Raw genomic sequence first — 24,783 nt, forward strand, 5'->3', positions numbered from 1 at the left:
GTAATGTTAAAACCTTTAAACTCAAAAACTTAAAACTTACTGCGCAGCACGCTGCTCTAAAATAGCAACGGCCGGTAAGGTTTTGCCCTCTACATATTCTAAGAAAGCGCCACCGCCTGTGGAAATGTAAGATACCTGCTCGGCAATCTCATACTTATCAACCGCCGCCAAAGTATCGCCACCACCGGCAATCGAGAAGGCATCGCTTTGCGCGATCGCTTTTGATAACGCTTTGGTGCCTTCTCCAAACTGATCAAATTCAAACACACCAACCGGGCCATTCCAAATAATGGTTTTGGCGTCAGCAAGGATCTTCGCCAATTGGGCCGAAGAGTCCGGACCGATATCGAAAATCATATCACTATCGGTCACATCACCGGAGGCTTTTAGCTCTGCCGCGGCTGTTTCAGAAAACTCCTGGCCTACCACAACGTCTGTTGGCACTGGAATATCGCATTTCTCCATCAACGCCTTAGCATTAGGAATTAAATCGTCTTCACACAAAGACTTACCCACATTGTTGCCACTTGCGGCCAAGAAGGTATTGGCGATACCGCCACCAACAATCAACTGATCTACTTTATCAGATAGCGATTCCAATACCGTAAGTTTGGTGCTCACTTTAGAACCACCCACAATCGCCACCATAGGGCGCGCTGGCTTATCCAAGGCTTTACCTAGAGCATCTAACTCGCCGGCTAATAATGGGCCAGCACAGGCTTCTGGGGCGAATTTAGCCACACCATGAGTAGACGCTTGGGCGCGGTGTGCGGTGCCGAAGGCATCCATGACGAACACATCGCATAAAGAGGCGTAGGCCTTAGCCAGCTCATCTTCGTCTTTTTTCTCGCCTTTGTTAAAGCGCACATTTTCCAAAAGAACCAACTCGCCCCCGGCCACTTCAACGCCCTGCTGCCAATCCTTAACAACATTGACTTGGCGGCCCAACAGACCACCCAAATGATCAGCAACAGGGGCCATAGAAAACTCTTCGGCGAATTCACCCTCAGTTGGGCGGCCCAAGTGGCTCATGACAATGACTTTAGCGCCAGCATTAAGTGCCTGCTCAATCGTCGGCAATGCAGCACGAATACGCGCATCGGAAGTTACCTTGCCATCTTTTACTGGCACATTTAGGTCTTCACGAATAAGTACGCGCTTACCTGCGAGATCCATCTCGGTCATCAGTTTAACGGCCATGGTGTGTTGTCCTCATTGTAGATTTTGAAATTCTGCTGTGGGGCCAATGACTTAGCTTGCCCCCTGTAATTTATCTAAAACTTTTTAGCCCAAAAATCCGCAGTATCTATCATGCGGTTGGCATAGCCCCATTCATTATCAAACCAAGTTAAGACCTTTACCATACGCTCACCGGCCACTCGCGTTTGAGTCGCATCGACGATACTGGAGCGTGGGTCATGGTTAAAATCACAGGAGGCTAATAACTCTTCGGTGTAACCCAATACGCCGAGATAATCACTTTGTGCGGCTGCAGCCAACGCTTGGTTCACCATTTCGGTACTGACATCGCTTTTCATCACCACCGATAAATCCATCGCCGAGACATTGACTGTAGGTACGCGCATGGCCTGGGCCTCAAAGCGCCCAGCCAGCGCAGGTAAAAGGCGATCGATGCCTTTAGCTAAGCCAGTATCAACCGGAATCATAGATTGAATAGCACTGCGAGTCTTGCGAAGGTCGGTATGGTGATAGGCATCAATCACCGGCTGATCGTTCATCGCAGAGTGAATAGTGGTAATCACACCACTATCGATACCAAAGGCCTTATCCAAGGTGTGGATCACCGGCACAATACAGTTGGTGGTACAGGAAGCGTTAGAAACAATGGTCTCTCGGCCCGTTAACTGCTGATGATTCACCCCGTAAACAATGGTGGCGTCGACTTCAGCGGTTGCCGGCTGAGAAAACAGCACATGGCCAGCGCCCGCGGCAATATGCTGCTCGGCGGTAGCTCGATCATTAAAGGCACCGGTGCACTCTAAGACTAGATCTATACCTAGATCGCTCCATGGCAATTGGCGAATATCAGGCTGATGTAAAACGCGAATACTCTGCTCATTAATCTGTAGCAGGTCTTCACTAACGGACACAGCCGCTGGGAAGCGGCCGTGAGTCGAGTCATACTGAGTGAGATGCGCGATAGTGTTGCAATCAGCTAATTCATTGATCGCCAACACACGTAAATTACTAAATCGACCCTGCTGCTGGGCCTCATGCAAAGCCCGTAGCACACAGCGACCGATTCGGCCGTAGCCATTTATAGCAATATTGGTCACGCTCACACTCTTCGTCCAAGCTTGGTTTAATAGGCCTAGTTTTTAAGGCCCAGTTTGCAAGGTTTAGTCTTCTAGCAACTCTTCAACATTGGCCACCACATTATCAACGGTGAAACCAAAATGCTCTAGTAAGACATTACCCGGGGCAGATTCACCAAAGGTATTCATACCAATAACGCGGCCTTCAAGGCCTACAAACTTGTACCAGTAATCTTCATGCGCCGCTTCTACCGCAACGCGCGCCGCCACTTCGATTGGCAATACTGATTGCTTATAGGCAGCATCTTGCTTACTGAAGATTTCCGCACAAGGCATGGAAACCACACGTACTTTACGGCCAGCAGCAGTTAACTTATCCGCCGCTTGAACGGCCAACTCAACTTCAGAGCCGGTAGCAATCAAAATCGCTTCTGGCTCACCACCGCTGTCTTTTAAGACATAAGCACCGCGGCTAACGTCAGCCAACTGCTGCTCAGTGCGCGGCTGAGGTGCCAAGCCCTGACGAGAGAAGATCAATGCACTTGGGCCATCGCGACGCTCGATGGCGCTCTTCCAAGATACAGCTGACTCTACAGAGTCGGCTGGACGCCAAGTGTGTAGATTCGGGGTTAAACGCAAGCTAGCTATCTGCTCAACCGGCTGGTGAGTAGGGCCATCTTCACCCAAACCAATAGAATCGTGGGTATATACAAAGATGCTCTGCTGGCCCATCAAGGCCGACATACGCACAGCATTGCGAGCGTACTCCATAAACATCAAGAAGGTAGCACCGTAATTTACGAAGCCACCGTGCAGAGCAATACCGTTCATAATGGCGCTCATACCGAACTCGCGCACACCGTAAAACAGGTAGTTGCCGCTGGCATCATCGGCGCTAATGCCTTTAGAGCCGCCCCATAGGGTCAAGTTAGAGCCAGCCAAATCGGCGGAGCCGCCTAGCAATTCTGGCAACAATGGGCCAAAGGCGTTCAAGCTATTTTGTGAAGCCTTACGTGAAGCAATTTTTTCACCGGCTTCTTGGCACTCTTTAATATAAGCATCAGCTTTTTCGCTGAAGTCTTCTGGAAGATCACCACGGATTACGCGACGCTCAAATTCGGCGGCCAACTCAGGGTGCGCGTCTTTATAGGCAGCCATCTGGGCTTCCCAAGCACCTTGTGCTTCGGCGCCAGCTTTGTTCGCATCCCACTGGGCATAGATATCCGCTGGAATTTCAAAGGCATCGTGCTCCCAACCTAGGGTTTCACGAACCAAGGCAATCTCTTCTGCACCTAGCGGGGCACCGTGACAATCTTCTTTGCCCTGCTTATTAGGAGAGCCAAATCCGATCACAGTTTTACAGCAGATCAAGGTAGGTTTGCCGTCTTCAGCACGGGCCTGCTCGATCGCTTCTTTAATAGCGGCGCTGTCATGGCCATCTACAGCTGGAATAACCTGCCAGCCATAAGACTCAAAGCGCTGTGGGGTATCGTCGGTAAACCAACCTTCAACCTCACCATCAATCGAAATACCATTGTCATCATAGAAGGCAATCAGCTTACCTAGGCCCAAGGTGCCCGCTAAAGAACAAGCCTCATGGGAGATGCCTTCCATTAAACAGCCATCACCCAAGAAACAATAGGTGTAGTGATCGACGATATTGTGGCTATCACGGTTGAATTGCGCGGCCAAGATCTTCTCAGCAACCGCCATACCTACAGCATTGGTAATGCCCTGGCCCAGTGGCCCGGTAGTGGTTTCAATGCCTGGGGCATAGCCATATTCTGGGTGGCCTGGAGTTTTAGAATGCAATTGGCGGAAGTTCTTTATCTCCTCGATGGGCAGTTCATAGCCAGAAAGGTGCAATAAAGAGTAGATCAGCATGGAGCCATGACCATTAGACAGCACAAAGCGGTCGCGGTTGGCCCACTCAGGATCGGCTGGGTTATGCACTAAATAGTCGTTCCACAGAACTTCGGCGATATCCGCCATGCCCATAGGGGCACCTGGGTGGCCGGAATTGGCTTGTTGAACGGCATCCATACTCAAAGCACGAATCGCATTGGCTAGCTGGTTGCGGGAAGGCATAAAGAGCTCCTGAGGGGGCTAATAGATCAAAAAGTAATCAGCCATAGGCTGGAAAATGGGCGCTATTTTCCCTTTTCTTGGGGGGTAGGTAAAGGCCATTAGGTAAGATTTATTTCAGCTTGTTCAAGGGCGGCCAAGGCTCCACAAGCCGCGACTAGGGCCTTTTTAGAGACCGGCCAATGCCGGACTCTTCTACTGTCTTTTATTAAGCACTCAAAGAACTATTGCAAAGCGCCCTAAAAACCCGAATTTGTCGGCGCCACCCGAAAGTATCAGTGTGAAGGTAATCGAGGCGCCACTATTTGTGAAGTGGTTCAAAAAACGTCGCGAACTCTAAAATAAATAAAGGCTGAATAACCAGGGAGACTTAAGCCTAATTTACCACTTGCTAAAAATTGTTTTCGTTTATCGAAGCGATGAAAACATAAACCAATACCGAAGAAACACAGCCCCAAAAGCACCACTTCATAGTAGCAAGCAAGAGCTTTGTTACTAATTTTGGTGACAAACTACTGCAAAAATAACTGTCAAGAACATTAGATAACAAGCGCCATAACTTCGCCATGGCTTCCAAAAAGTAGTTCTAAAATCCCAATGCTGAAAAAATAATTTAAACATTTTCATGGTGTGCAGCGCACCAATATCGATTACCTTTTTCGCTAAGGGAACACTTCAACTACGAGAAGAAAAACGTAGACAGCTAGAGCAAAGGACAATGCCAATATCACCTCAGCAATAGCCAAAGCCGTAATGTCGGCACAGGCGTCTCCTCCGGGATATATGGCTTCGTCAAAATCAGAGTGTCGAGCGCAGGAAAGCCGATGAAGATTTTTCGATTTTTAGTTTTATTGTTTGCTGCAGCATCACTTTCCTTGGCAAGCAATCTTGTTAGTGCAGAGAAAGCTGATCAAAACGATTCCTTCCTAATTGAGGAAGAAATCGGCGGGACATTAATAAATCAAACAAAAACCAATATTGGTCAAAAGTTTTTCAGAGCATTAAGTGAAGAACATTTGTCAAACCCACAAATTAAACACCTGAACTTTGTGGTGCACGAAAGAAGCTCAGCTCGCTGGGGCAGCCTAATCTGGATAAACAATGGACAAAAAGAAGTCTACCGACAACTTCTATCACCAGCACAACGTGACTTCAAAGCAGTCGCTGAACATGCCTATCTAACCATGGGCCAATACACCGAGCAGTTTGAGCTCCAACAACTGTTAGGCGACCACTTTGATATTGACAAGGATGAAATATAACTATGAATAAGTGTGTCTTAAAAACTATCCTGTTTGCGACTGCGATATCTATCAGCAAGCTTAGCTTAGCTACTGAGCTAATTTATGTCCCCAAAAACCCTTCTTTTGGTGGCAACCCACTAAATGGCAGCATCTTATTGAACAATGCCCAAGCGCAAAACAAGAAAACCGATCCGGAAATCGAAATCGAAACCCGCAGTGAGCTAGATCGCTTTACCGATTCATTGCGCTCTCGCCTATTAAGCCAACTACTATCGGATATCGGAGCAGGAAAAACCGGCACCCTAGATACTGATGATTTCTCGATCTTGATTGTGGATAACGGCGAAGGTGAAATCAGCGTAAAAATAACGGATAAGAATACCAATCAAACAACTGAAATTGTTGTGGACGGACTGGAGATAGACTCGTGATCACATCAAAAAAAATTAAACATTATTCAGCAGCATTGCTAGCAAGCGGCTTGCTAGCAGCTTGCACCCCAAGCTCGACCATTGATAAGTTGCACGGCGAAGGTATTATGCCGCCCCAACTGACCCCTAGATCAGCTAGCTACGACGACCTTACCAACCTACCACAGCCAAAAGGCAAAATTGTTGCCGCTGTCTACAACGTAAAAGATCAGACAGGCCAATATCGAGCTGCGCCAGCGAGTACTTTCTCAACCGCCGTCAGCCAGGGCGCCACCTCTATGCTCACGCAAATCCTTAATGAGAGCGGCTGGTTCCTTACTTTAGAGAGAGAGGGCTTACAGAACCTACTGACCGAACGAAAAATTATTCGCGCTGCATTGAAGAAAAATCAAGCCCACAGCAATAACGACCAGGATTTACCGTCCCTATTGTCTGCAAATATTTTGATCGAGGGTGCCATTACTGCGTATGAAACTAATCTAAAAACTGGAGGCTCAGGGGCAAGATATTTTGGCATCGGTGCTTCGGAACTATATCGCAGCGATCAGGTTACCGTTCATTTAAGGGCCGTGGACATAAGAACAGGCCAAATACTAAATACGGTATCCACCAGCAAAACCATTTTCTCCAAGCAAGTGTCAGCCGATGTTTTTCGCTTTGTAGAGTTCAAACGTCTATTGGAAATGGAAGCTGGTTATAGCCGCAACGAGCCAGCTCAGTTATGCCTGATGTCTGCGATGGAATCGGCCGTTATCCACCTGATTACCCAAGGCATTGAAGATAACCATTGGCAACTCGCCACCCATGAAGGACGCGATCACCCAGTGCTAAGTCGCTACTTACAGGAAACCCCTGAAGAAAGCCTAAACCCATTTGTGATCGCCAGCCAGGAATGAGTCAGCCATGAAAACACTCAACGCGATATGCAAGGCCTTATTAGTGCTAGCCATCTGTATTCCGATAAACACGCTAGCTGAAAATAGTTTCGATCTAGACCAAGAATCGGAATTCTCTCAGGTTACCGGAAGCCAGCTTGGGCAAAACCTAAGAGCCAACATTTTACAAAAAGGATCGCAAGGCAACATCAGGCTGAGTCAACGAGGCGACTCCAACCAAAGTGATATTAGCCAAGACGGCTTGGAAAACGAGATTTTGCTGGTACAGATTGGCTTCAGTAACGAAGCGTCCGTTATCCAGAACGGTGACAACAACTCTATCAACCTGCTGCAGCAAGGTGCTCGAAACAAGTTGAGTATGGTCCAGAACGGAAGTTCAAATAAAGCGGAATTGAAGCAATATGGATATTACAAGAACTTAAAGATCAATCAAATTGGTCATTACATGTCAGTCACAGTTACACAACGGTAAGGAATACCGCTTAAAAATAGGGTCACTCAAATGAAAAGACAAAGTTTAGCTCTCGCCATTGGTATTGCTGTAGGACTAAGCAGCACATCGAACGCTCAGCAGAATAACGCCAAAGTTTTTCAAGAAGGCCTCAATAATTCGGCTGCGGTAGATCAGATCGTAAATTCACGACTAAATAGAGCTGGCATTAGTCAAAAAGGAGAATTAGCCGATTCAAATAACGCGCTAGTAAGGCAGAACAACACTCGTGATAGCAGTACTGGAGTTACTCAGCTCAACAGTCAAAATTCTAGTGCCGACAGCCAACAACTTCTCGACTCTATTCAGGCTAGTAGCACGATCATGCAAGAGAGCTCTAGCCAATCGAGAGCTACTGCCAAGCAGTCTAGGGTTAGCAATCATTTCAATATAATCAAACAAGATGGCTCACGCCTGAGCACTTCTAATATTTTGCAAAGCGATAATATTGGCGGCGGCGCGACAATCACCCAAAACAATAGCAACAACAGCAGCATGAGTATTGAACAGAGCTTCAGTTCCGAAAGTGAGGTAAACCTGAACTCTGACAATCTGGAAAGCGGCTTATTTTCGGTTGTTCAGCTGGGGTCCCAAAACGCCCTAGTAGAGGGGTTTCAAACTGGCCAAAATCACAACGCAAGTGTGAATCAAAACAATAGCCGGGAAGGCAAGGTCAACATCCTTCAAAGGGGCGACTCACATTTTTCTAGAAGCGTACAAACTGACAGCTCGTTAACATCCATAGCTGTAAATCAAAGTGGATTTGCACAAAGAAACAGTGCAGAGCTTGTCAGTGGAACTTCAGTGAAGTTGAATCTCACACAAAGCGGACAAGAAAACTACTCTGAGTATGACTCCTTAGCCAGCAACCTAAGTCAAAATACAGTTATACAAAATGGTAGCAACAATCGATCAGATATTAACGAAATCAATAATAACAACTTAGATAATAGAGTTAATCAGCAAGGCAACTCAAATGACAGCCTTACCAACTTCACAGAGAATGGCCAGGTTAGCTCATCACTAACTCAGAATGGAAATCGAAATCGAGATTTCATCAGTGTTCTCGAGTCTGATAATGGCTCAATTGAAGGGAATACCCAGGGCAGACGTAACGGCTCGGTATTCATTGTTAGCGACAGTCAAAATTTTTCAGCCTCCAGTCAAATCATAGGCAACGGCAATAGCCATAGCAGCACTCAAAGAGCTGTCTTTAATAACGCCACCACAGCGAGTCGCATTGAAGGCCGACGAAATGATGTGTTTATCAACCAGAACAACTCGGGTCGTAACACTGAAGTTAGTAGCATAATTAGTGGTGATGATAACTTTTTCACTAACCTTCAAAGTGATAACCGCAGAAACATAAGCATCTCAAATGTAAGCACCGGAAATTTTAACCGAGCGACTTCATTACAGCGGGATAATCGCAGAAACGTAAGCAGTAGTACAAGCACCAACGGTATGGGCAACGTCGCATACACCAAGCAAACCAGCAACAGAGATAACATTACTGCCAGCATCAGCCTAACTGGAAACTTAAATAATGCCAGAGTCATCCAAGAAAACGTCAACAACTCTGTTTCTTCTTCCGTAGACATTTCTGGCAGCAGTAATGTTTTGGGTACTATGCAAAACGATAGCTCTGAAGTATCAGCGCTTCTTTCTGTAAACGGTGATCGGAATAATGCCCAGATAAACCAAAGTAACAGCTTCAGCTCAAATATGGCTTTTGACGTAATTGGTGACGACAATCAAATTGATGCCACTCAAAACGGCCGGCAGTTGAACTCTACACTAACTGTTAACGGCGCTCTCAACGAATTGAATGTTGACCAAGCGGGGCTTAGCAATTCTATCAACGGGTCGATCAATGGTGATGAGAATGACATCTTGCACCAACAAAGTGGCTCCGAAAACAATATCGAACTTGCTTCTTCAGAACTCCTATCTGCCGACTATGAGTTTATCCAATCCGGCCGAGGAAATGAACTAAGTTTATCAGTAGCCGGAGACAATCATTTTATTCGCGCCACACAATCCGGATTGGATGGCACAGCGACAATCACACAATCTGGCAGCGCCAACCAAATAAATCTTAACCAGTCCGGCGCAGCCAACGCTGCCAATATTCACCAGTCTGGTATTGGTAACTCAGCGACAATAACACAGGGACTATAGAACAAATATAGCAATAAACAGAATCTAAAGGCTGCACACTGTATTACTTCAGCCATTTGAATTTCGATTATTAATCGAAAGAAGGCACCTGCCAGCTACACACTAGGTGTCGAGTTTAAAGTGAGTTAAAGAAATGACTTAAGTATTGGCCGATAAAGTTAACAAAACTGGGCATAAGCGATCTAAGTTACGTAATTTCAGATCACCAATGCCTTTTCAATCGTAAGGAAACACATCATGAAAAAGCGTCACTTAGCTCTCGCAATAGGTCTTGCTCTCGGCATCGGCCAAACTGTTCATGCTCAAAGCAACACTGCCAATGTCACTCAAGAAGGTATCGGGGACACGGCCGTTATTGTTCAGACTGCTAGCTCAACAGATAACAACGCAACAATACAACAACTGGGCGTAGGCTCCGTTTTAAACGCTGCACAAGTACGCCAAGATGGCTCATCTTCAGGGGAAGCAACAGTCACTCAGGAAAACAGTGTGCTATCTGCCGCCGGAGCCCTTCAAACTGCATTAACAAATAACGCGATAAGTGAGATCACTCAGAACTCTTCTTTCTCCTCTAGAGCCATAAGTGTGCAATTAGGGGGAAGCGACCAGACTAGCCGGATGACTCAAAATAGTAGTAACGGAACTGATGTTTTCGTTACTCAAGATAGCAATACCGATAGTAGCGTTACTTCCACACAAAGCAATACCAATTCTAGCAACATCACTGTTAATCAAATACTCAACCAGAACAGCAGAGTTAACGTGGGCTCGGACAACCTAAGCAATGGTGATATGCAAGTTACCCAAACTGGCGGCTTTGAGAATGATGTCAATGCAAACCAAACCGGACGCAACCACTTTGCCTCAGTAAATCAGTCTGGCGGGGAGTTTAGCGAGGTGAATGTTTCACAGCGAGGCAACTCTCAGTTTGCCGATACCCGTCAGTCTAACGGCGACCGTTCCAACATGAATGTGGCCCAGCGCGGTTTCTCCAACACCAGTGATGCGCAAATGGACAATGCCGCCGACTCTTCCGTCAACATTGCTCAACGCGGCCGAAGGAATGAATCAAATTATTCAAGCACTGACGCTGTGTTTACGCAATCGAGCATTAACCAACGCGGTCGCCGAAATACAGCCAACGTTACGGAAACCCAAAATATTGATTTGGTAAACAATGTACGTCAGCGCGGGCGGGATAATAGTGCGACCGTAACCTTGGATAACAACATATCCCTTACCTCCAATGTAAGTCAACGCGGACGCAGAAATAGCGCAACATTAAATGCGAACATTGCAGATAACGGTACCATCTCTGACAACGTTACAGGAAACGACAACACCACCGATATTGCTGTAACTAACGCCGATGGCTTCTCAGTGAGTAACAATATGGTTGGCGATGGCAACAGTTTTACCGGTCGTCAAAACTTAGTCGGTAATGGAGCTGGCCTAGCGAATAGCGTTACTGGCAACACTAACACTGTGAACTTAAGTCAAGAGAACGCCGGTAGCGATGCAAATATTGTCAATGGAATTACTGGCGACGGGAATACCGTTACCGCGCGACAAGAAAATGCAGGCGTGAATATGAGCATCGCCAATAGCACTACGGGTGATGGCAATGTAATTACAGCTTCACAGAACTCCAGTATTGTTGACGCCTCGATTACCGTAAATACAACAGGGAATGACAATACAGTTGGCGCTAGCCAGACACTTGCACTATTTGGAGCGGACGCAAACGTAGGCATCGTCGGCAACAGCAATCAGGCTTTAGTAACACAAACTTTTGTTGGTTTAGGCGCTGCAGCTTCAGTTGACATCAATGGTGATAGCAATACAGCCAACAGCCTGCAGAACAGCACATTTGCAACCACCTCAAGCATAGCTATCAATGGGAATGGGAACTTTGCCTTAACTGAACAAGACAGCACCAGCAATAGCAATTCATCCACCAGCACAACTGGCGATGCAAATACCATGGTTTCATTCCAAGCTGGCAGCGGCTTGCAAGCCACTATGGCCATTAACGGTGACAGCAACGGGTTTGGCTCAGGCCAACGAGGAATTGACCATAGCTTAAACGGTTCTGTGAATGGTAACGGTAACACTGTTCTAGCCATCCAGTTTGATACCGGCAATAGCATTGAACTCGCCTCTTCAGAACTAAACTTCGGTGATTATGAGCTTCAGCAATCGGGCGAGAACAATGATTTAGAGCTAGATGTAAGCGGTGATAACCACTTTGTGAGAACCACCCAAACTGGTGTCGATGGGATTGCTACATTAACACAAACAGGTAGCAGTCATACTGCCACCCTAAGCCAAGCCAATGCGGCTAATACGGCTAACATTAGCCAGGCAGGTTTTGCAAATACTGCCACGGTAACACAGGGTTTATAACCATTGTCCCACCGCCAAGACGGATCTTGGCGGTATTTTTGATTTGCTTAGTGATAAAAATCCTTAATCTCCACCTCAGTTAGCTCTCCATAAGCCTTGGCTTTTTCACGAATCTCATCAGCCTTACCGATAAAAACAAACTGCAAATTCGACTCTGGAAATTTCGATTTAGCCAATCTATTGGCTGACTTAACATCTAAAGCAGCAACCTTCGCTTCAAAGTCATTAATCACCTCATCACCCAAATCGAATGCCCACATGCGAGCCAGTAAGCCAGCCAACTGCGAAGACGTTTCAAAGCGCGGTGGAAACAAGCCCTTAACATAAGCTTTCGCAGACGCCAAAGTTTTGCTATCAATGCCTTTATCCCATAAACGCTGGTAGGTTTTTAAAGCCAAATCCACCGCCTCAAAGGTCGTCTCTGTTTTGGTGAAAGTACTAATCTTAAAGGTTCCAGTTTCTGACTCTTTATCAAAGCGACTTCTTGCACCATAGGTTAGGCCCGAGTTAACACGCAATTCATCATTTAGCCAAGATGTAAAACGCGCCCCTAGAATCGTATTAATAACAGAGACTGGTACCTCGTCGCTATCACCCAAAGCAATACCAGGCCCACCAATGGCGAAGGTTGTTTCTTTTGCATCTGCTTTGTTAACCAGCAAAACTCGAGCTTTTGTTGGAACTTTGGCTTTCGCTAATTCAGCCTGAGACTTAGCAGTGCCACGCCAGTTTGTAAATAGCTTTTCTAGCTTAGCCTTCATCGCCTTTGAATCGATATCACCTACTACAATTAAAGCGGCGTTATCAGGTTGAAAATAACTATCGTAAAAGCTTTTTATGGTCTTACGATCGATTGTTGCAATCGTTCTTTCATTTCCTGACGCAGGGTTCGCATAGGGGTGATCGCCATAATAAAGATGATTAAAGATATCACCTATCATTGCCCTAGGGCTTTCTCGGTTTTGCTTTAGAAGTGCTGACAAGCGCTTCTGGTATTTTGCAATTTCTTGCTGATTAAAATCAGGGCGCAAGATCATATCTGCCATCAGTGGCAATATAATATCACCATCTTTTTTAGCATAAGACATGCCTAACATTGTGACTTCCTTGCCAGCACTGCCACCGAAGTCGGCGCCGTAGAAAGATAGCTCGTCTTCTAGCTCAATTTTGCTTTTACCAGCGGCACCAAACTTAAGAGCTTCGGTAGTAAATTCAGCCAAACCGTATTGCTCGCCATCTGAAACCGAGCCCACTTTTACAGCAAGCACCACATCCACTAAAGGCACTTCGTCCTGTGGCATCAGGTAGACATCTAAGCCATTGTCCATCGTGTACTTTTCATAAGCCGGTAAGGTAAAAGCGGCTAATGAAAGTTGGGAACATAGCAAGAAACAGCTCAATAAAGAGAATTGAATAATAGCCTTCATTATTTGTCTCCTTCTGTGCTGTCAGCATGCTTATCTAGCACCACTACGCTTCGGTTAGCTTTTCGAAAATAGTTATTCATTACCTTTTTCACATCCTCAGCCGTCACTTTTGCCATATCTTTTGAGGCATCGAACATCTTTTTATAGTCACCGAAATAAATCTGATAGGTACCTAGCGTATCGGCCTTACCGTTAATAGTGGCTAAAGTATGATACAAACCAACTTGTGCTTGGTTTTTTACCTTTTGCAGCTCTCTATCACTAACCAATTCATTACGAAGCTTATTGATCTCTTCAATAATTCCCTGCTCCAGCTTTTCTACCGTCACACCCTCTGCTGCGGTTGCAAAGATGTAAAATATATTGGGGTCGATGCTCTGCGGGTAGTAGGCCCATACATTGGTCGCCAATTGTTTCTGATCGACCAGAGCTCGTGTTAAGCGTGCACTATCATCACCACTGAGCAGACTCTCGACCATATCCAGAGCGTAGTAGTCCGTATGGCGAGTGTTGGGAACATGAAAGCCCATCATGATGTTGGGGCTTGAAACAGATTCCTTTTGAACATAGGCTCGGCGCTCGCCTTTTTGCTCAGGTTCAACCGTGTGAATTTTACGAGGCTCTGGCTGCGCTGGGATATCTCCGAGATACTTTTTAGCTAGGCGCTCTACCTCTTTCGCGTTAACATCGCCTGCGACCACTACCAAGCCATTATTGGGAGCATAGTAGCGTCGATGATAGTCTCGCAGATCTTCGATACTCCAGTTATCAATGTCGGATTGATGACCAATAACCGGCCAGCTATAGGGGTGAGCTCTAAAGGCAATACCCTTTAGCTCCATCATCATCAAACGAACATTGGAGTTCTCTAGGCCGGTGCTACGCTCTGAAGTTACCACACCGCGCTCACTTTCAACCATTTTCTCATCAATTTTTAAGTGAGCAATTCGGTCAGACTCTAGATCGAAAATAGTTTCCAAAGCGCTAGCTGGAAACCAATCGGTGTAAACCGTTACATCTTCGGTGGTATAAGCATTATTTGCTCCGCCGCTTGCTTCCATAACCCGATCAAACTGCTTTGGGCCGTATTTTTTAGCGCCGTTAAACATCATATGCTCAAAAAAGTGCGACAAGCCGGTGATGCCTGGCACTTCGTTTCTCGACCCTACCTTCCAAAATAGATACATATTGGCATTGGGAATGGAATCGTCTTCCACTACCATAAATTCCATGCCGTTTTTTAGGGTAAAGGTTTTGACATCCTCAGCCGTCGTCTGGGCCGACAAATTCATCGACAGCCCCATGCCAATACCGACACTCAATAGTCCGATTCGCAGCTTGCGAGACCATGATTGTTGTTTTTGCATTTTACTTCCTCGGTAGTGTTCAAATTCGGGTAAACACAGATTTATTATCAGTATGCTCAGGCACTAGCTTATTGCTGAATTAGTGCTGGGCAACTACAGCGATATTCCAGACAAATACAGTGGATAAACACTGTATTGACTCCATATGAGCTGCTTTGACACTATTGTGCAGTAAAACGGCGATCTAAACATTATGATTTAACCGTCTAAGCCAACACTTAACTTTGACGAATGACGGTCTAAATCCCTCTTTATTAAGGGCATTCGGTATGAGATTCAGACAGCAGTTAAAAGTTGGCCTAACACTATGCCTTTGGAGTCTATTCCTGATGAGCGCTAATAGCCAAGCCGAACTACAGGCTTTACTCGATGCCGAAATCAACAAAACGCTCGAAAATGAGAAGTTGATTGGAATGGGGGGCGTGCTCATTCAAAACGGGGATATCGTCGCTATTAGCGCTCAAGGTTTACGCAAAAAAGGCGACGATAGCGAACTAACGGTACAGGACAAGTGGCATTTAGGTTCGGTTACCAAATCGATGACAGCCACCACAATCGCCAGGCTAGTCGAAAAAGGCAGTTTAAGCTGGGAGCAAAAACTGGACATCATTCCTATCGCCGATTCCGGCCGACACCAAGACTGGACCGCTGCCAGCTTAGAGCAGCTTCTACACCATAGCTCCGGCGCTACCGCCAACTTTCCACTGTCGTTGATGTTCAGTGATGACCCGAAAGGCAGTGATAAGCTCAAAAAAGCCCGCTTAAGTGCGGTGCAGGAAGTATTAAGTAAAGCCTCAGAACATCCTGCAGGCAGTCAATTTCAGTATTCGAATGTTGGCTACACCATCGCTGCAGTGATGGCTGAGCAAGCCACAGGAAAGAGCTGGGAAACGTTGATCCAAGAAGAACTGTTCACGCCACTGGCACTAGACTCAGCCGGCTTTGGGCCTCCTAAGGACGCCGCAGAGGAAATCGAACAACCCCGTGGCCACAAGTCTATATTTGGGTTTAAATTCTCTGTGGGCACCGACGCCGACAACCCCAAGGTTATGGGGCCTTCGGGCAATGTTCATATGAGCCTCGAAGATTTAGCCGCTTATGCCAATTTACACCTACAAGGAGCGCGCGGAGACTCAAGTTACCTTAGCAAAGATAGCTTTGAAGCCTTACACACTAGCCAATTAAACAATTATGCCAAGGGCTGGGTTATAAAAGAACATGATCCACTAGCCGAGGGCAAGGTTATCTGGCACAACGGCAGCAACACCATGTGGTATTGCCTACTAACTTTACTCCCTGAGTTAAATATCGCTATTGCTATTACCGTCAATGAAGGCAATATAAAGAAAGCCGAAGGCAGTGCCGTAGACATCACCCGCAAGATGTTAAAGGCCATGCAGAACAGCAAGCAACCCTAATTTCACAAACACAAGGATGGAAGCCATGAATATTATCAGCAAGCTAAAACAGGCCTCTTTATTGAGCTGCCTGCTTATCGCCGCTGTACCCTCTTCAGCCAACGCTAACCCCTTTGTGAAAGACCCCTTAACCCACGAGCTAGAAAGACAACTGCATATTAAAATGAGAGCGAATGCCGCCATTTTAAATGATGATCAGTTTATCAAGGACAAAGCCAAGTATATGCGCAAACTCTTCTTGGCTTTGAAAGCGGAAGGGTTTTCAGATAAACAGGCATTAGAGCTGGTCAAAGCTAGCCTCCATGAGAGCAGCTTCTAAGCTAAAGTTTCAGCGATATAAAGGTAAAGCTAATGTCAAATGAGACAGATAAATCCGTTTCTCTAGACGAGAAGTTTGCGCTCTTCGATGATCATTGGTCTCCCAAAGTGATCGCTCAGTGTAATGGCCAGCTCGTCAAGCTGGCCAAAGGCAAAGGTGAACTAATTTGGCACAAACACGATAATGAAGACGAATTATTCTTTGTGCACAAAGGCCGGCTTACCTTAAAATTTCGTGACCGCGAAATCGTTTTAAACCCAGGCGAGCTATTTGTTGTCCCTCGAGGAGTGGAGCACTGCCCACTCGCCGAGGAGGAAACTGAAATCCTACTGTTCGAGCCCGCGGGAACTGCTCACACCGGGGAGCACAACACAGAACAAACCGTAGCATCAGAAGATCAACCCTGGATCTAAGCCAACCTCCAAAAAACGAGACTATGAAACGTAGAGAATTTCTAAAAGCCAGCAGCGTAGCCAGCGCCAGCGGCGCTCTTGCCGCCTGTGGTGGCCGCACGATTAAACCCCAAAGTGCCGTGCAACGAGGGGCCTCACTTATCGTTGAAAAATCTAAGCTCAAGAATGGCCAGCTTTATATAGCACACCCCTCAGAACGCTTTCCAATATCAATCATGCAACTCGACCAAGATCGCTATTGGGCTAATCTAATGCAATGCAGCCATCAAAAGTGCGAGACACAAGCCAGTGACGAAGGCTATATATGCCCTTGCCACGGCGCCCGTTATGACAAACAAGGAAAGGTAAACAAAGGCCCAGCAACTGTAGACCTACCTAGTTATCAAGTACTGGATAAAGGCGAGCACCTCTGGGTGGAACTAAATGAGCCAGTGAGCAACTAAGCAGCCAATACTGTACAAAGTTCGCTAGAAGCCTTTAGAATATTGTCATGTTTAAATCGCTCACACATATCATTATTGCATTTGCAGCTCTGCTGGCTATCGCCGGGCAGACCTTCGCCTATGTCAAAATGGCTTGTGAGATGCCAGTGGACCAAGAACTAAGCAGCCATCATGCAATGATGGGGCACAGCATAGACAGTACTGCTGATAAGCTCTCCCACGAAGAAATGCCATGCTGTGAAGAAGGCTCAATGGAATGCCCATGTCCTGTAAGCGCTTGTTCGAATATGGCTCAAATTTCTGCGGAGGCAAATCAGCTACTGCCTGCCTCTAAGCAAAAGCTAGCCTTCGCTACGAATTCTGATCAACCCCATAACAGCTATTCCCCCTTAGTTCGCCCACCTATTTTTGCCTAATACAGGGTTAGTGCGCCCGAAGTTTACGCCGCACTCTTAACTTTTGTATTCATCGCTCTTCTATATGCATAGCAATATAGCGAAAGAGCTCTTGCCCAGTTTGATCTGGGGGCACTTATGACTAAGACTTTATTTAGATCACTGTTTATTTTATTTATGGGCGCTGGCTTAGGTTTTGCTGTAAAGCACTTTCAAGGCGGCACTGCTTTGAGCAATGGCAAGCAGGAAACTCAGGACGAAAAACCGTTGTACTGGGTTGCACCTATGGATGATAACTATCGCCGGGATCAGCCCGGCAAATCACCAATGGGCATGGACCTCATTCCGGTTTATAAGGAGGCCAGTGCTACAGACCTACATGGACCGGGAACAATAAAGATAGCCCCCCAGGTGATCAATAATCTAGGGGTTAGAGTGACCCAAGCGCTTAGCGAAACACTAAGCTCAGAAATATCGACTGTGGGCTATGTGCAATATGATGAAGATCGCTTGATTCATATTCATCCACGCATAGATGGCTGGGTAGAAAAGCTCTATATTAAAGCCGCAGGTAACCCTGTAAGAAAAGGCCAGCCACTTTACACCCTATACTCTCCAGAACTGGTGAACTCCCAAGAGGAACTGCTACTCGCACTTAAGCGTAACAATAATTCTCTTATTCGAGCCGCACGTAATCGCATGAAGGCCTTGCACTTATCAAGAGAGTTTATTGAGCAGTTAGAAAAAGATCGGCAAGTAAAACAAACCATTACCTTCTATGCACCCCAAAACGGGGTGGTTTCGGAACTTAAAATCCGCGAAGGCTTTTACGTCAACCCTGGGAACACCTTATTAAGCATTGCTCAACTAGACCAAGTTTGGGTTGAAGCTGAAGTCTTTGAACGAGATGCTGCGATAATCAAGGCCGGCTTAAAAGTATCGATGTATCTGGATTATCTACCTGACAAGCAGTGGCAGGGCATTGTCGATTACGTTTACCCAAGTTTAAACAGCGAAACCCGTACATTGAGAGTTAGATTAAAGTTTGACAATCAAGACCTAAGCTTAAAGCCCAATATGTTTGCCCAAATTAGCATTTACACGGAGCAAGCGAACAGCTCCATTATTGTACCCAAGGAATCGGTAATACGAAGCGGCAAACAAGATCGAGTTGTGCTCGCTTTAGGGGGTGGTCAATTTAAATCCGTGGAAGTTAAATTGGGTCGTGTGCTTCAAAATAAAATTGAAGTCCTCTCCGGCATAAACGCTGGCGACAGCATTGTCAGCTCGGCGCATTTCCTATTGGACTCTGAATCCAGCAAGACCTCGGACTTTCTCCGAATGCGGCCCATGCCTGAGGCAGAATACCAACAAGCAACCGTAAAAGGACTGATTCATCATATTGATAGTAAAAATCGAAGTTTAGATATTAGTCGTGAAGCCATCGAAAAATGGGGGCGAGATGCAGCACGCATGAACTTTTTGGCCGCAGAGGACATCGACTTATCGGAATTCTCTGCGAATCAAACCGTGACCTTTACCTTTGAAGTTCGAGACGATCTGGTTATTACTGAACTTAAGCACAATCTAGAATCGAATCAAGAAACCCTCCAAGAAACAAATCAAGTAGCCAGTCAAAATACAGCGAAGGAGAATATGTAATGATAGAAGCTATCATTCGCTGGTCGATACACAATCGCTTATTTGTGGTTTTAGCAAGCCTGATGCTTAGCGCTGCGGGTGTTTATTCGCTGAAAAATACCGCTGTGGATGCCATCCCCGACCTATCGGACGTACAGGTAATTATAAAAACCAGCTACCCCGGCCAAGCACCCCAAGTCGTACAAGATCAAGTGACTTTTCCCTTAACTACTGCAATGCTCTCTGTACCAGGAGCGCAAACGGTGAGAGGCTACTCATTTTATGGCGACTCCTATGTGTACATTATTTTCGACGATGACACTGACCTATACTGGGCCCGCAGTCGGGTACTGGAATATCTCAGCCAAGTTTCCGCCAGCTTGCCCGATACCGCAGTACCCGAACTTGGTCCTGATGCTAGTGGTGTCGGGTGGGTATACATCTATGCGTTAAAAGATACTACCGGCAAACACGATTTAAGCCAGTTACGCAGTTTGCAAGACTGGTTCTTAAAGTACGAATTACAAACCGTGAGCGGTGTTTCTGAAGTCGCGGCTGTTGGCGGCATGGTTAAGCAATATCAGGTGCAAGTCGATCCGGATAAATTGCGCGCCTACAATATTCCGCTCAACCATATTCACACCGCCTTAAGAAGAGGCAATCAAGAAACCGGGGCCTCGGTAGTAGAGATGGCCGAAGCTGAGTACATGGTTGCGGCAACCGGCTATATACAATCAATTGCCGATATCGAAGCAATACCTTTAGGAATAAATGATCAAGGCACACCTCTCACTGTGGGTGATATCGCCCAAGTTAATATCGGTCCGCAAATGCGACGCGGTATTGCAGAGCTGAATGGCGAAGGTGAAGTAGCGGGTGGCATTATCATTATGCGCTACGGCGAAAATGCACAAAGAACCATTGATGCGGTCAAAGAAAAGTTAAACAGCCTTGCAGGCTCTCTTCCTAAGGGAGTAGAAATTGTACCTGTGTACGACCGCTCAAAACTGATTCAAAGCGCCGTTGATAATCTGTGGAGCAAACTGGGTGAAGAACTCATCATTGTCGCTCTAGTGTGTGCAGCATTTCTATTTCATCTGCGCTCCTCTATCGTCGCAATTATCAGTTTACCACTTGGTATTTTGATTTCCTTTATCGTCATGCACTATCAAGGTATCAATGCCAACATTATGTCTCTTGGAGGGATCGCGATCGCCATAGGCGCCATGACCGATGGTGCGATTGTTATGATTGAAAATATGCACAAGCATATGGAACGACAAGAGCTAAACGATGGAAACCGTTGGCATGTGGTCGCTCAGGCGGCAACCGAGGTAGGCCCTGCCCTATTTTTCAGCTTGCTGATTATTACGGTGTCTTTTATGCCGGTTTTTATTTTGGAAGCACAAGAAGGGCGTATGTTCGCGCCGCTTGCCTACACCAAAACCTACGCCATGGCGGCAGCCGCCGGCTTGGCGATTACTTTGATACCGGTATTAATGGGTTACTTTATTCGAGGGAAAGTTGTTTCTGAGCGTAAGAACCCATTGAACCGATTGCTCACCGCCATCTATCTGCCTGTATTGAAAGTAGTTATGGGTGCTCCGAAGTTGACGCTTCTGATAGCGTTGATCATCACGGTTTTAGGTTTTTATCCCGCCACCAAAATCGGCAGTGAGTTTATTCCTCCTTTAGATGAGGGCGATTTGATGTATATGCCAACGACCTACCCTGGTATATCGATCGGCAAGGCTCGTGAGCTACTTCAACAAACCGATAAACTGATTCGTACTGTACCGGAGGTTGAAAGTGTCTTTGGTAAAGTTGGGCGAGCGGAATCGGCAACGGACCCAGCCCCGCTCACTATGATTGAAACGTTTATTCAGTTGAAACCAAAGGAACAGTGGCGTCCAGGCGTCAGTACGGAGTCTCTCAGGGCCGAGCTTGATCAGTTGGTGAAGTTTCCAGGGCTGAGTAATGCCTGGGTAATGCCCATTAAAACTCGCATTGATATGTTAGCCACTGGTATTAAAACGCCTGTCGGCATCAAAGTCGCGGGGCCAAACTTATCGGTCATTCAAAAAATTGGGCAAGATCTAGAAAAAATACTCACACCGTTGAAGGGAACTGCTTCGGTCTACTCTGAGAGGGTTGCTGGCGGCCGATATATTAAGGTGGACATATCTCGGGAGAAGGCTAGCCGTTTCGGTTTAAATATTGCTGATATTCAGCAAGTAGTTGCCACTGCTATTGGAGGAATGAATGTTACTCAAACTGTAGAGGGGCAAGAGCGTTACCCGGTAAATCTTCGTTATCCCCAAGACTATCGCAATTCGCCGGAGCAGTTGTCGCGTTTGCCGGTACTGACGCCTTCGGGCCAACGGATTGCTCTGGGCGATGTTGCAAGTGTGTTTATTGAAGATGGCCCGCCCGGAATTAAAAGTGAAAATGCTCGGCTCAATGGCTGGACTTTTATCGATATCGATGGTGTTGATATTGGTAGCTATGTCGATAACGCTCAAGCTGTATTGGCGCAGCAACTTGAGTTGCCTCCAGGCTACTCTATTAATTGGGCGGGCCAATATGAGTATATGGAGCGCGCAAAGGAAAAACTGAGTTATGTTTTACCACTAACGCTGGCAATCATTATGCTGTTGCTCTATTTGAGTTTTCGTCGATTTAGTGAGGTTGCAGTAATTGTCCTAAGTTTGCCGATGGCAATGATTGGTGGCCTGTGGTTGATGTATTTCGAGGGCTTTAACTTTTCTGTGGCTGTGGGTGTTGGTTTTATCGCTTTGGCCGGTGTCGCCGTTGAGATTGGGGTGATTATGTTGGTTTATCTTAAGCAGGCTTTGTCTGAGCTTATGAGTAAGGCTTTCGAAAACCAAAAGGCTATTACTATGGATGAGTACCAGCAGGCGCTTATTCAGGGCGCGGGTTTAAGGGTTCGTCCGGTTATGATGACGGTGGCTACGATTATTATCGGTTTGTTACCTATTCTCTATGGTAGTGGTACTGGCTCGGAGATTATGAGTCGTATTGCGGCGCCGATGGTTGGTGGGATGAGTAGTGCGGTGATTCTGACTTTGATTGTTTTACCTGTGCTTTTTGGGCTGCTGAATAGAAAGGAAGTACTGCGTGTTAATGAGCAGCTTGCTGTTCGGGGCTAGCTTGATATAGGCAGTTATTTTTTAGGGCTGATTATCTGGCCGATTTCAGTCTATGCGCATGCTTATCTTGAACATGCTTAAACCATCCAAGGGCGCTCGACTACGCAGCGTGGATTCGCGCCGTCCAGGCGCTCAGCCTTCGGCCAAGCCCAAATCTCTTCCAGAGAGATTTGTCATGCTGCTCTACGGTTCCAGATAAGCATGCGCATAAACTAAAATCTACAATGTGCCTAACTGAATGAGCCTCTCATTATTCCAAGTCAACATTCGTGTAGCATGTAAAGCCTTCAAAGTAGTTAATCTTTAAGAAATCGCTCGTAAGCAAGCACTGTAACAAACGACATCAGTAGCCATACGAGATATTTAAAACCATTTTGCACAAGTACAACCTGCAGCGGATTCCCGATGATAAAGTCCATTAAAGGCTGACGTAGAAGAGCACCATGCAAGGCGGTTAGCAAAGCAAATAGGATTAGTATGGCAATGCATTTGCCCTTAATTATTATTTTCTCTCTGAGTAGATGGTATAGAAACAGGCAGGCTATGCCATATTCGATGGATGTTATCATGGCGGTATAGCGCACATTCCAAGAAGGGCTTACCTGTTTGTCTGCCATTTGCGAGCCAATCCAATTTGGTAGCCACTCTACGGTGATAACATGAACCACGAAGGCGCTTGCAGAAGCAAGTGCCGCAATCACGAAGCATATGATCAGTTTTTTTGCCATGCCTAAATCCTTGGCCCTAGTTTATTATCACCTCAGCAAATCAAAGGCATCCTCAATATGCTCTGGTAATAGAGGCTCTTTGACTCTTAGTTTTTTATACCGCTCTTGAGCTTTGAGCTTATCTTTTCCATAAAGTTCTTCTAAGGACTCCAGCTCACTCTGATACTTCTCAACTAACTGTCTATCTGACTCGGAAACTCTTGATGCCGTTACGACAATTTCCTGCAGAGTCTGTTGTTTGCTTTCTTTCTCAAAATGATCAGCGGCCACCTGCTGTGGTTCTTGGGGCTTGGCCATAAGCTTGGGTGTTCGCTTGGCTCGCATGGTGCTTTCTGTTGGTTTTCTCAATGCTGACGACGGCTCGTCCATGGCGGCGTAAGCCCCAGCACTCACCTCATCTGCTATCACTTCTTCTACTACCACCTCTTCTATGAAAGGTTCTTGAACAAGCGTTTCTTGAATAAGCGGCTCTTGAACAACAACTTCTTCCAATTCAGAGGCGACCATATCGGCCTCAAAGGCTCTTCTGGTGACTGGCAAGCTCGCTGTTTCTTCAGCTACGCCAAGCTCGATAGCCGAGGAATCCATGCCGTGCTCTTCTAGGTTTGGCAGAAGTAATACGGCAATAAGCATTACTGCTAGGCTGCCCGCTCCAACAAACCAAGGTTTGGCAAAAGCGAGTTTGTTTTTATTGGCTGCAAGTTTATGCTCTTCAGCTTTTTGCTTGGCATAGGCCAGAACTTTATCATCTAGTGATTTTGGCGATTGCACTTTCTGTTCGTTCTGCTCTTTATTGAGCACATGCTTAGGCTGAGTATGTTTTTTGTCACTCATAACTCACCCTCTATTAACTGTTTAATTTTTTGTTTGCTATAGCGTATGCGACTTTTAACTGTCTCCGCCGGGCTGCCGGTGATTTTGGCAATTTCGGCAAGGCTAAAACCTTCAATCTGTAGGGCATAGCTCTGCTGCTGAAGTGGCGGCAGCTCTGCCAGTTTTCGTTCAATTTCTATGATTAGATATTGTTGCTCTAACGGTGCTTCACTAGCTGATTGTTCATCTTCTAACTTCGGCTCTTCATCATATACTTGAAAATTCTTTTGCTTGCGCCAAGAATCGATCAGCTTATTGTGTGCTATTCGATAGAGCCATTGCTTAAAGGGCTGCTGCACTTTCTCATCTGGACGAAAAGTACCAGCCTTATCAATAACTGATAACCATGCTTCGTGGCTGATATCTTCGGCACAAGCAGCATCCTGCACACTTTTTAGCACATAACGGTAGACGGCATTTTTATAACGGCCGTAAAGTATCTCAAAACAAGGATGTGAGCCCTTGCTGAACTTCTTCAGCAGGGCCTCATCCGATTTGAAGCGATTTAGCAGCGTCTTATCTCCTTAAAAGAAGGCCTCGTTTTTCTAGCCCTCAAACAAACGCCTTACCATTCACAAGA

21 protein-coding genes are annotated in these 24,783 nt (G+C 46.2%); 13 read left to right on the forward strand and 8 right to left on the reverse strand.

From position 1 onward, the window contains the following. Positions 1 to 36: 36 nt before the first annotated feature. The 3 genes from Q1A08_RS04120 to tkt all read right to left on the reverse strand — a co-directional run bounded on the left by Q1A08_RS04120 (position 37) and on the right by tkt (position 4,364). The gene (locus Q1A08_RS04120; RefSeq protein ID WP_299770110.1) at positions 37 to 1,200 is read right to left on the reverse strand and encodes a phosphoglycerate kinase; all 1,164 of its coding nucleotides are present in this window, start codon (positions 1,198 to 1,200) and stop codon (positions 37 to 39) included. A gap of 74 nt (positions 1,201 to 1,274) precedes the next feature. Beyond that, positions 1,275 to 2,297 carry a type I glyceraldehyde-3-phosphate dehydrogenase gene (gene gap / locus Q1A08_RS04125; protein ID WP_299770112.1) on the reverse strand — a complete coding sequence of 341 codons (1,023 nt, stop codon included), beginning with the start codon at positions 2,295 to 2,297 and terminating at the stop codon, positions 1,275 to 1,277. A gap of 63 nt (positions 2,298 to 2,360) precedes the next feature. Then, a complete protein-coding gene (gene tkt, locus Q1A08_RS04130; RefSeq protein ID WP_299770114.1) occupies positions 2,361 to 4,364 on the reverse strand; it encodes a transketolase in 2,004 nt (667 codons plus the stop codon). Between the two features lie 821 nt (positions 4,365 to 5,185). Here tkt and Q1A08_RS04135 point away from each other — a divergent pair. From Q1A08_RS04135 to Q1A08_RS04160, 6 genes are all read left to right on the forward strand, one after another. Then, a complete protein-coding gene (locus Q1A08_RS04135; protein ID WP_299770116.1) occupies positions 5,186 to 5,623 on the forward strand; it encodes a CsgE family curli-type amyloid fiber assembly protein in 438 nt (145 codons plus the stop codon). Positions 5,624 to 5,625: 2 nt separating this feature from the next. Then, entirely contained in the window at positions 5,626 to 6,036 is a 411-nt protein-coding gene (locus Q1A08_RS04140) for a curli assembly protein CsgF (RefSeq protein WP_299770117.1), read from the forward strand. Then, positions 6,033 to 6,932, forward strand: coding sequence for a CsgG/HfaB family protein (locus Q1A08_RS04145; protein ID WP_299770119.1), 900 nt, complete (start codon positions 6,033 to 6,035; stop codon positions 6,930 to 6,932). Before Q1A08_RS04140 ends, Q1A08_RS04145 begins: the two co-directional genes overlap by 4 nt. 7 nt (positions 6,933 to 6,939) lie before the next feature. Continuing rightward, the gene (locus tag Q1A08_RS04150; RefSeq protein ID WP_299770121.1) at positions 6,940 to 7,404 is read left to right on the forward strand and encodes a hypothetical protein; all 465 of its coding nucleotides are present in this window, start codon (positions 6,940 to 6,942) and stop codon (positions 7,402 to 7,404) included. Positions 7,405 to 7,434: 30 nt separating this feature from the next. Next, complete coding sequence (locus tag Q1A08_RS04155; protein ID WP_299770123.1) at positions 7,435 to 9,603, forward strand: hypothetical protein; 2,169 nt, start codon at positions 7,435 to 7,437, stop codon at positions 9,601 to 9,603. Between the two features lie 237 nt (positions 9,604 to 9,840). Beyond that, positions 9,841 to 12,009 carry a hypothetical protein gene (locus Q1A08_RS04160; RefSeq protein WP_299770125.1) on the forward strand — a complete coding sequence of 723 codons (2,169 nt, stop codon included), beginning with the start codon at positions 9,841 to 9,843 and terminating at the stop codon, positions 12,007 to 12,009. 47 nt (positions 12,010 to 12,056) lie between these two features. Here Q1A08_RS04160 and Q1A08_RS04165 read toward each other — a convergent pair whose 3' ends face one another. Next, on the reverse strand, positions 12,057 to 13,436 hold the full coding sequence (locus tag Q1A08_RS04165) for a pitrilysin family protein (protein ID WP_299770127.1): 1,380 nt from the start codon (positions 13,434 to 13,436) through the stop codon (positions 12,057 to 12,059). After that, positions 13,436 to 14,803: a pitrilysin family protein gene (locus Q1A08_RS04170; protein ID WP_299770128.1), complete on the reverse strand. Its 1,368-nt coding sequence runs from the start codon at positions 14,801 to 14,803 to the stop codon at positions 13,436 to 13,438. The genes Q1A08_RS04165 and Q1A08_RS04170 overlap by 1 nt, the downstream gene beginning before the upstream one ends. Positions 14,804 to 15,132: 329 nt before the next feature. Between Q1A08_RS04170 and Q1A08_RS04175 the strand changes: the two genes are divergently transcribed. From Q1A08_RS04175 to Q1A08_RS04205, 7 genes are all read left to right on the forward strand, one after another. After that, positions 15,133 to 16,221: a serine hydrolase domain-containing protein gene (locus Q1A08_RS04175; RefSeq protein ID WP_299770130.1), complete on the forward strand. Its 1,089-nt coding sequence runs from the start codon at positions 15,133 to 15,135 to the stop codon at positions 16,219 to 16,221. A gap of 25 nt (positions 16,222 to 16,246) precedes the next feature. Continuing rightward, positions 16,247 to 16,540, forward strand: coding sequence for a hypothetical protein (locus Q1A08_RS04180; RefSeq protein WP_299770133.1), 294 nt, complete (start codon positions 16,247 to 16,249; stop codon positions 16,538 to 16,540). A gap of 32 nt (positions 16,541 to 16,572) precedes the next feature. Next, the gene (locus tag Q1A08_RS04185) at positions 16,573 to 16,953 is read left to right on the forward strand and encodes a cupin domain-containing protein (RefSeq protein WP_299770135.1); all 381 of its coding nucleotides are present in this window, start codon (positions 16,573 to 16,575) and stop codon (positions 16,951 to 16,953) included. A 23-nt stretch (positions 16,954 to 16,976) separates the two neighbouring features. Beyond that, a complete protein-coding gene (locus tag Q1A08_RS04190) occupies positions 16,977 to 17,396 on the forward strand; it encodes a Rieske 2Fe-2S domain-containing protein (RefSeq protein WP_299770137.1) in 420 nt (139 codons plus the stop codon). Positions 17,397 to 17,443: 47 nt separating this feature from the next. Next, on the forward strand, positions 17,444 to 17,812 hold the full coding sequence (locus Q1A08_RS04195; protein WP_299770139.1) for a hypothetical protein: 369 nt from the start codon (positions 17,444 to 17,446) through the stop codon (positions 17,810 to 17,812). A 117-nt stretch (positions 17,813 to 17,929) separates the two neighbouring features. Continuing rightward, positions 17,930 to 19,453, forward strand: a complete 1,524-nt coding sequence (locus Q1A08_RS04200; RefSeq protein ID WP_299770141.1) for an efflux RND transporter periplasmic adaptor subunit — start codon at positions 17,930 to 17,932, stop codon at positions 19,451 to 19,453. Next, positions 19,453 to 22,602 carry an efflux RND transporter permease subunit gene (locus Q1A08_RS04205; RefSeq protein ID WP_299770143.1) on the forward strand — a complete coding sequence of 1,050 codons (3,150 nt, stop codon included), beginning with the start codon at positions 19,453 to 19,455 and terminating at the stop codon, positions 22,600 to 22,602. Before Q1A08_RS04200 ends, Q1A08_RS04205 begins: the two co-directional genes overlap by 1 nt. A 296-nt stretch (positions 22,603 to 22,898) precedes the next feature. On the opposite strand, the gene Q1A08_RS04210 is transcribed toward Q1A08_RS04205, so the two are convergent. The 3 genes from Q1A08_RS04210 to Q1A08_RS04220 are packed head-to-tail and all read right to left on the reverse strand — an operon-like array spanning position 22,899 to position 24,715. After that, positions 22,899 to 23,330, reverse strand: a complete 432-nt coding sequence (locus tag Q1A08_RS04210; RefSeq protein ID WP_299770144.1) for a hypothetical protein — start codon at positions 23,328 to 23,330, stop codon at positions 22,899 to 22,901. Between the two features lie 27 nt (positions 23,331 to 23,357). Next, positions 23,358 to 24,164, reverse strand: a complete 807-nt coding sequence (locus Q1A08_RS04215; RefSeq protein ID WP_299770146.1) for a hypothetical protein — start codon at positions 24,162 to 24,164, stop codon at positions 23,358 to 23,360. Beyond that, a complete protein-coding gene (locus Q1A08_RS04220; protein WP_363323495.1) occupies positions 24,161 to 24,715 on the reverse strand; it encodes a sigma-70 family RNA polymerase sigma factor in 555 nt (184 codons plus the stop codon). Before Q1A08_RS04220 ends, Q1A08_RS04215 begins: the two co-directional genes overlap by 4 nt. Positions 24,716 to 24,783 lie beyond the last annotated feature (68 nt).

The organism is uncultured Pseudoteredinibacter sp. (assembly GCF_947500695.1).
Lineage (GTDB): Bacteria > Pseudomonadota > Gammaproteobacteria > Pseudomonadales > Cellvibrionaceae > Pseudoteredinibacter.

Coding starts and splice junctions, on each gene's coding strand:
- Q1A08_RS04120 (WP_299770110.1), bottom strand. CDS start 1,200: ATGGCCGTTAAACTGATGACCGAGATGGATCTCGCAGGTAAGCGCGTA.
- tkt (WP_299770114.1), bottom strand. CDS start 4,364: ATGCCTTCCCGCAACCAGCTAGCCAATGCGATTCGTGCTTTGAGTATG.
- Q1A08_RS04135 (WP_299770116.1), top strand. CDS start 5,186: ATGAAGATTTTTCGATTTTTAGTTTTATTGTTTGCTGCAGCATCACTT.
- Q1A08_RS04140 (WP_299770117.1), top strand. CDS start 5,626: ATGAATAAGTGTGTCTTAAAAACTATCCTGTTTGCGACTGCGATATCT.
- Q1A08_RS04150 (WP_299770121.1), top strand. CDS start 6,940: ATGAAAACACTCAACGCGATATGCAAGGCCTTATTAGTGCTAGCCATC.
- Q1A08_RS04155 (WP_299770123.1), top strand. CDS start 7,435: ATGAAAAGACAAAGTTTAGCTCTCGCCATTGGTATTGCTGTAGGACTA.
- Q1A08_RS04160 (WP_299770125.1), top strand. CDS start 9,841: ATGAAAAAGCGTCACTTAGCTCTCGCAATAGGTCTTGCTCTCGGCATC.
- Q1A08_RS04165 (WP_299770127.1), bottom strand. CDS start 13,436: ATGAAGGCTATTATTCAATTCTCTTTATTGAGCTGTTTCTTGCTATGT.
- Q1A08_RS04170 (WP_299770128.1), bottom strand. CDS start 14,803: ATGCAAAAACAACAATCATGGTCTCGCAAGCTGCGAATCGGACTATTG.
- Q1A08_RS04175 (WP_299770130.1), top strand. CDS start 15,133: ATGAGCGCTAATAGCCAAGCCGAACTACAGGCTTTACTCGATGCCGAA.
- Q1A08_RS04180 (WP_299770133.1), top strand. CDS start 16,247: ATGAATATTATCAGCAAGCTAAAACAGGCCTCTTTATTGAGCTGCCTG.
- Q1A08_RS04185 (WP_299770135.1), top strand. CDS start 16,573: ATGTCAAATGAGACAGATAAATCCGTTTCTCTAGACGAGAAGTTTGCG.
- Q1A08_RS04190 (WP_299770137.1), top strand. CDS start 16,977: ATGAAACGTAGAGAATTTCTAAAAGCCAGCAGCGTAGCCAGCGCCAGC.
- Q1A08_RS04195 (WP_299770139.1), top strand. CDS start 17,444: ATGTTTAAATCGCTCACACATATCATTATTGCATTTGCAGCTCTGCTG.
- Q1A08_RS04200 (WP_299770141.1), top strand. CDS start 17,930: ATGACTAAGACTTTATTTAGATCACTGTTTATTTTATTTATGGGCGCT.
- Q1A08_RS04205 (WP_299770143.1), top strand. CDS start 19,453: ATGATAGAAGCTATCATTCGCTGGTCGATACACAATCGCTTATTTGTG.
- Q1A08_RS04210 (WP_299770144.1), bottom strand. CDS start 23,330: ATGGCAAAAAAACTGATCATATGCTTCGTGATTGCGGCACTTGCTTCT.
- Q1A08_RS04215 (WP_299770146.1), bottom strand. CDS start 24,164: ATGAGTGACAAAAAACATACTCAGCCTAAGCATGTGCTCAATAAAGAG.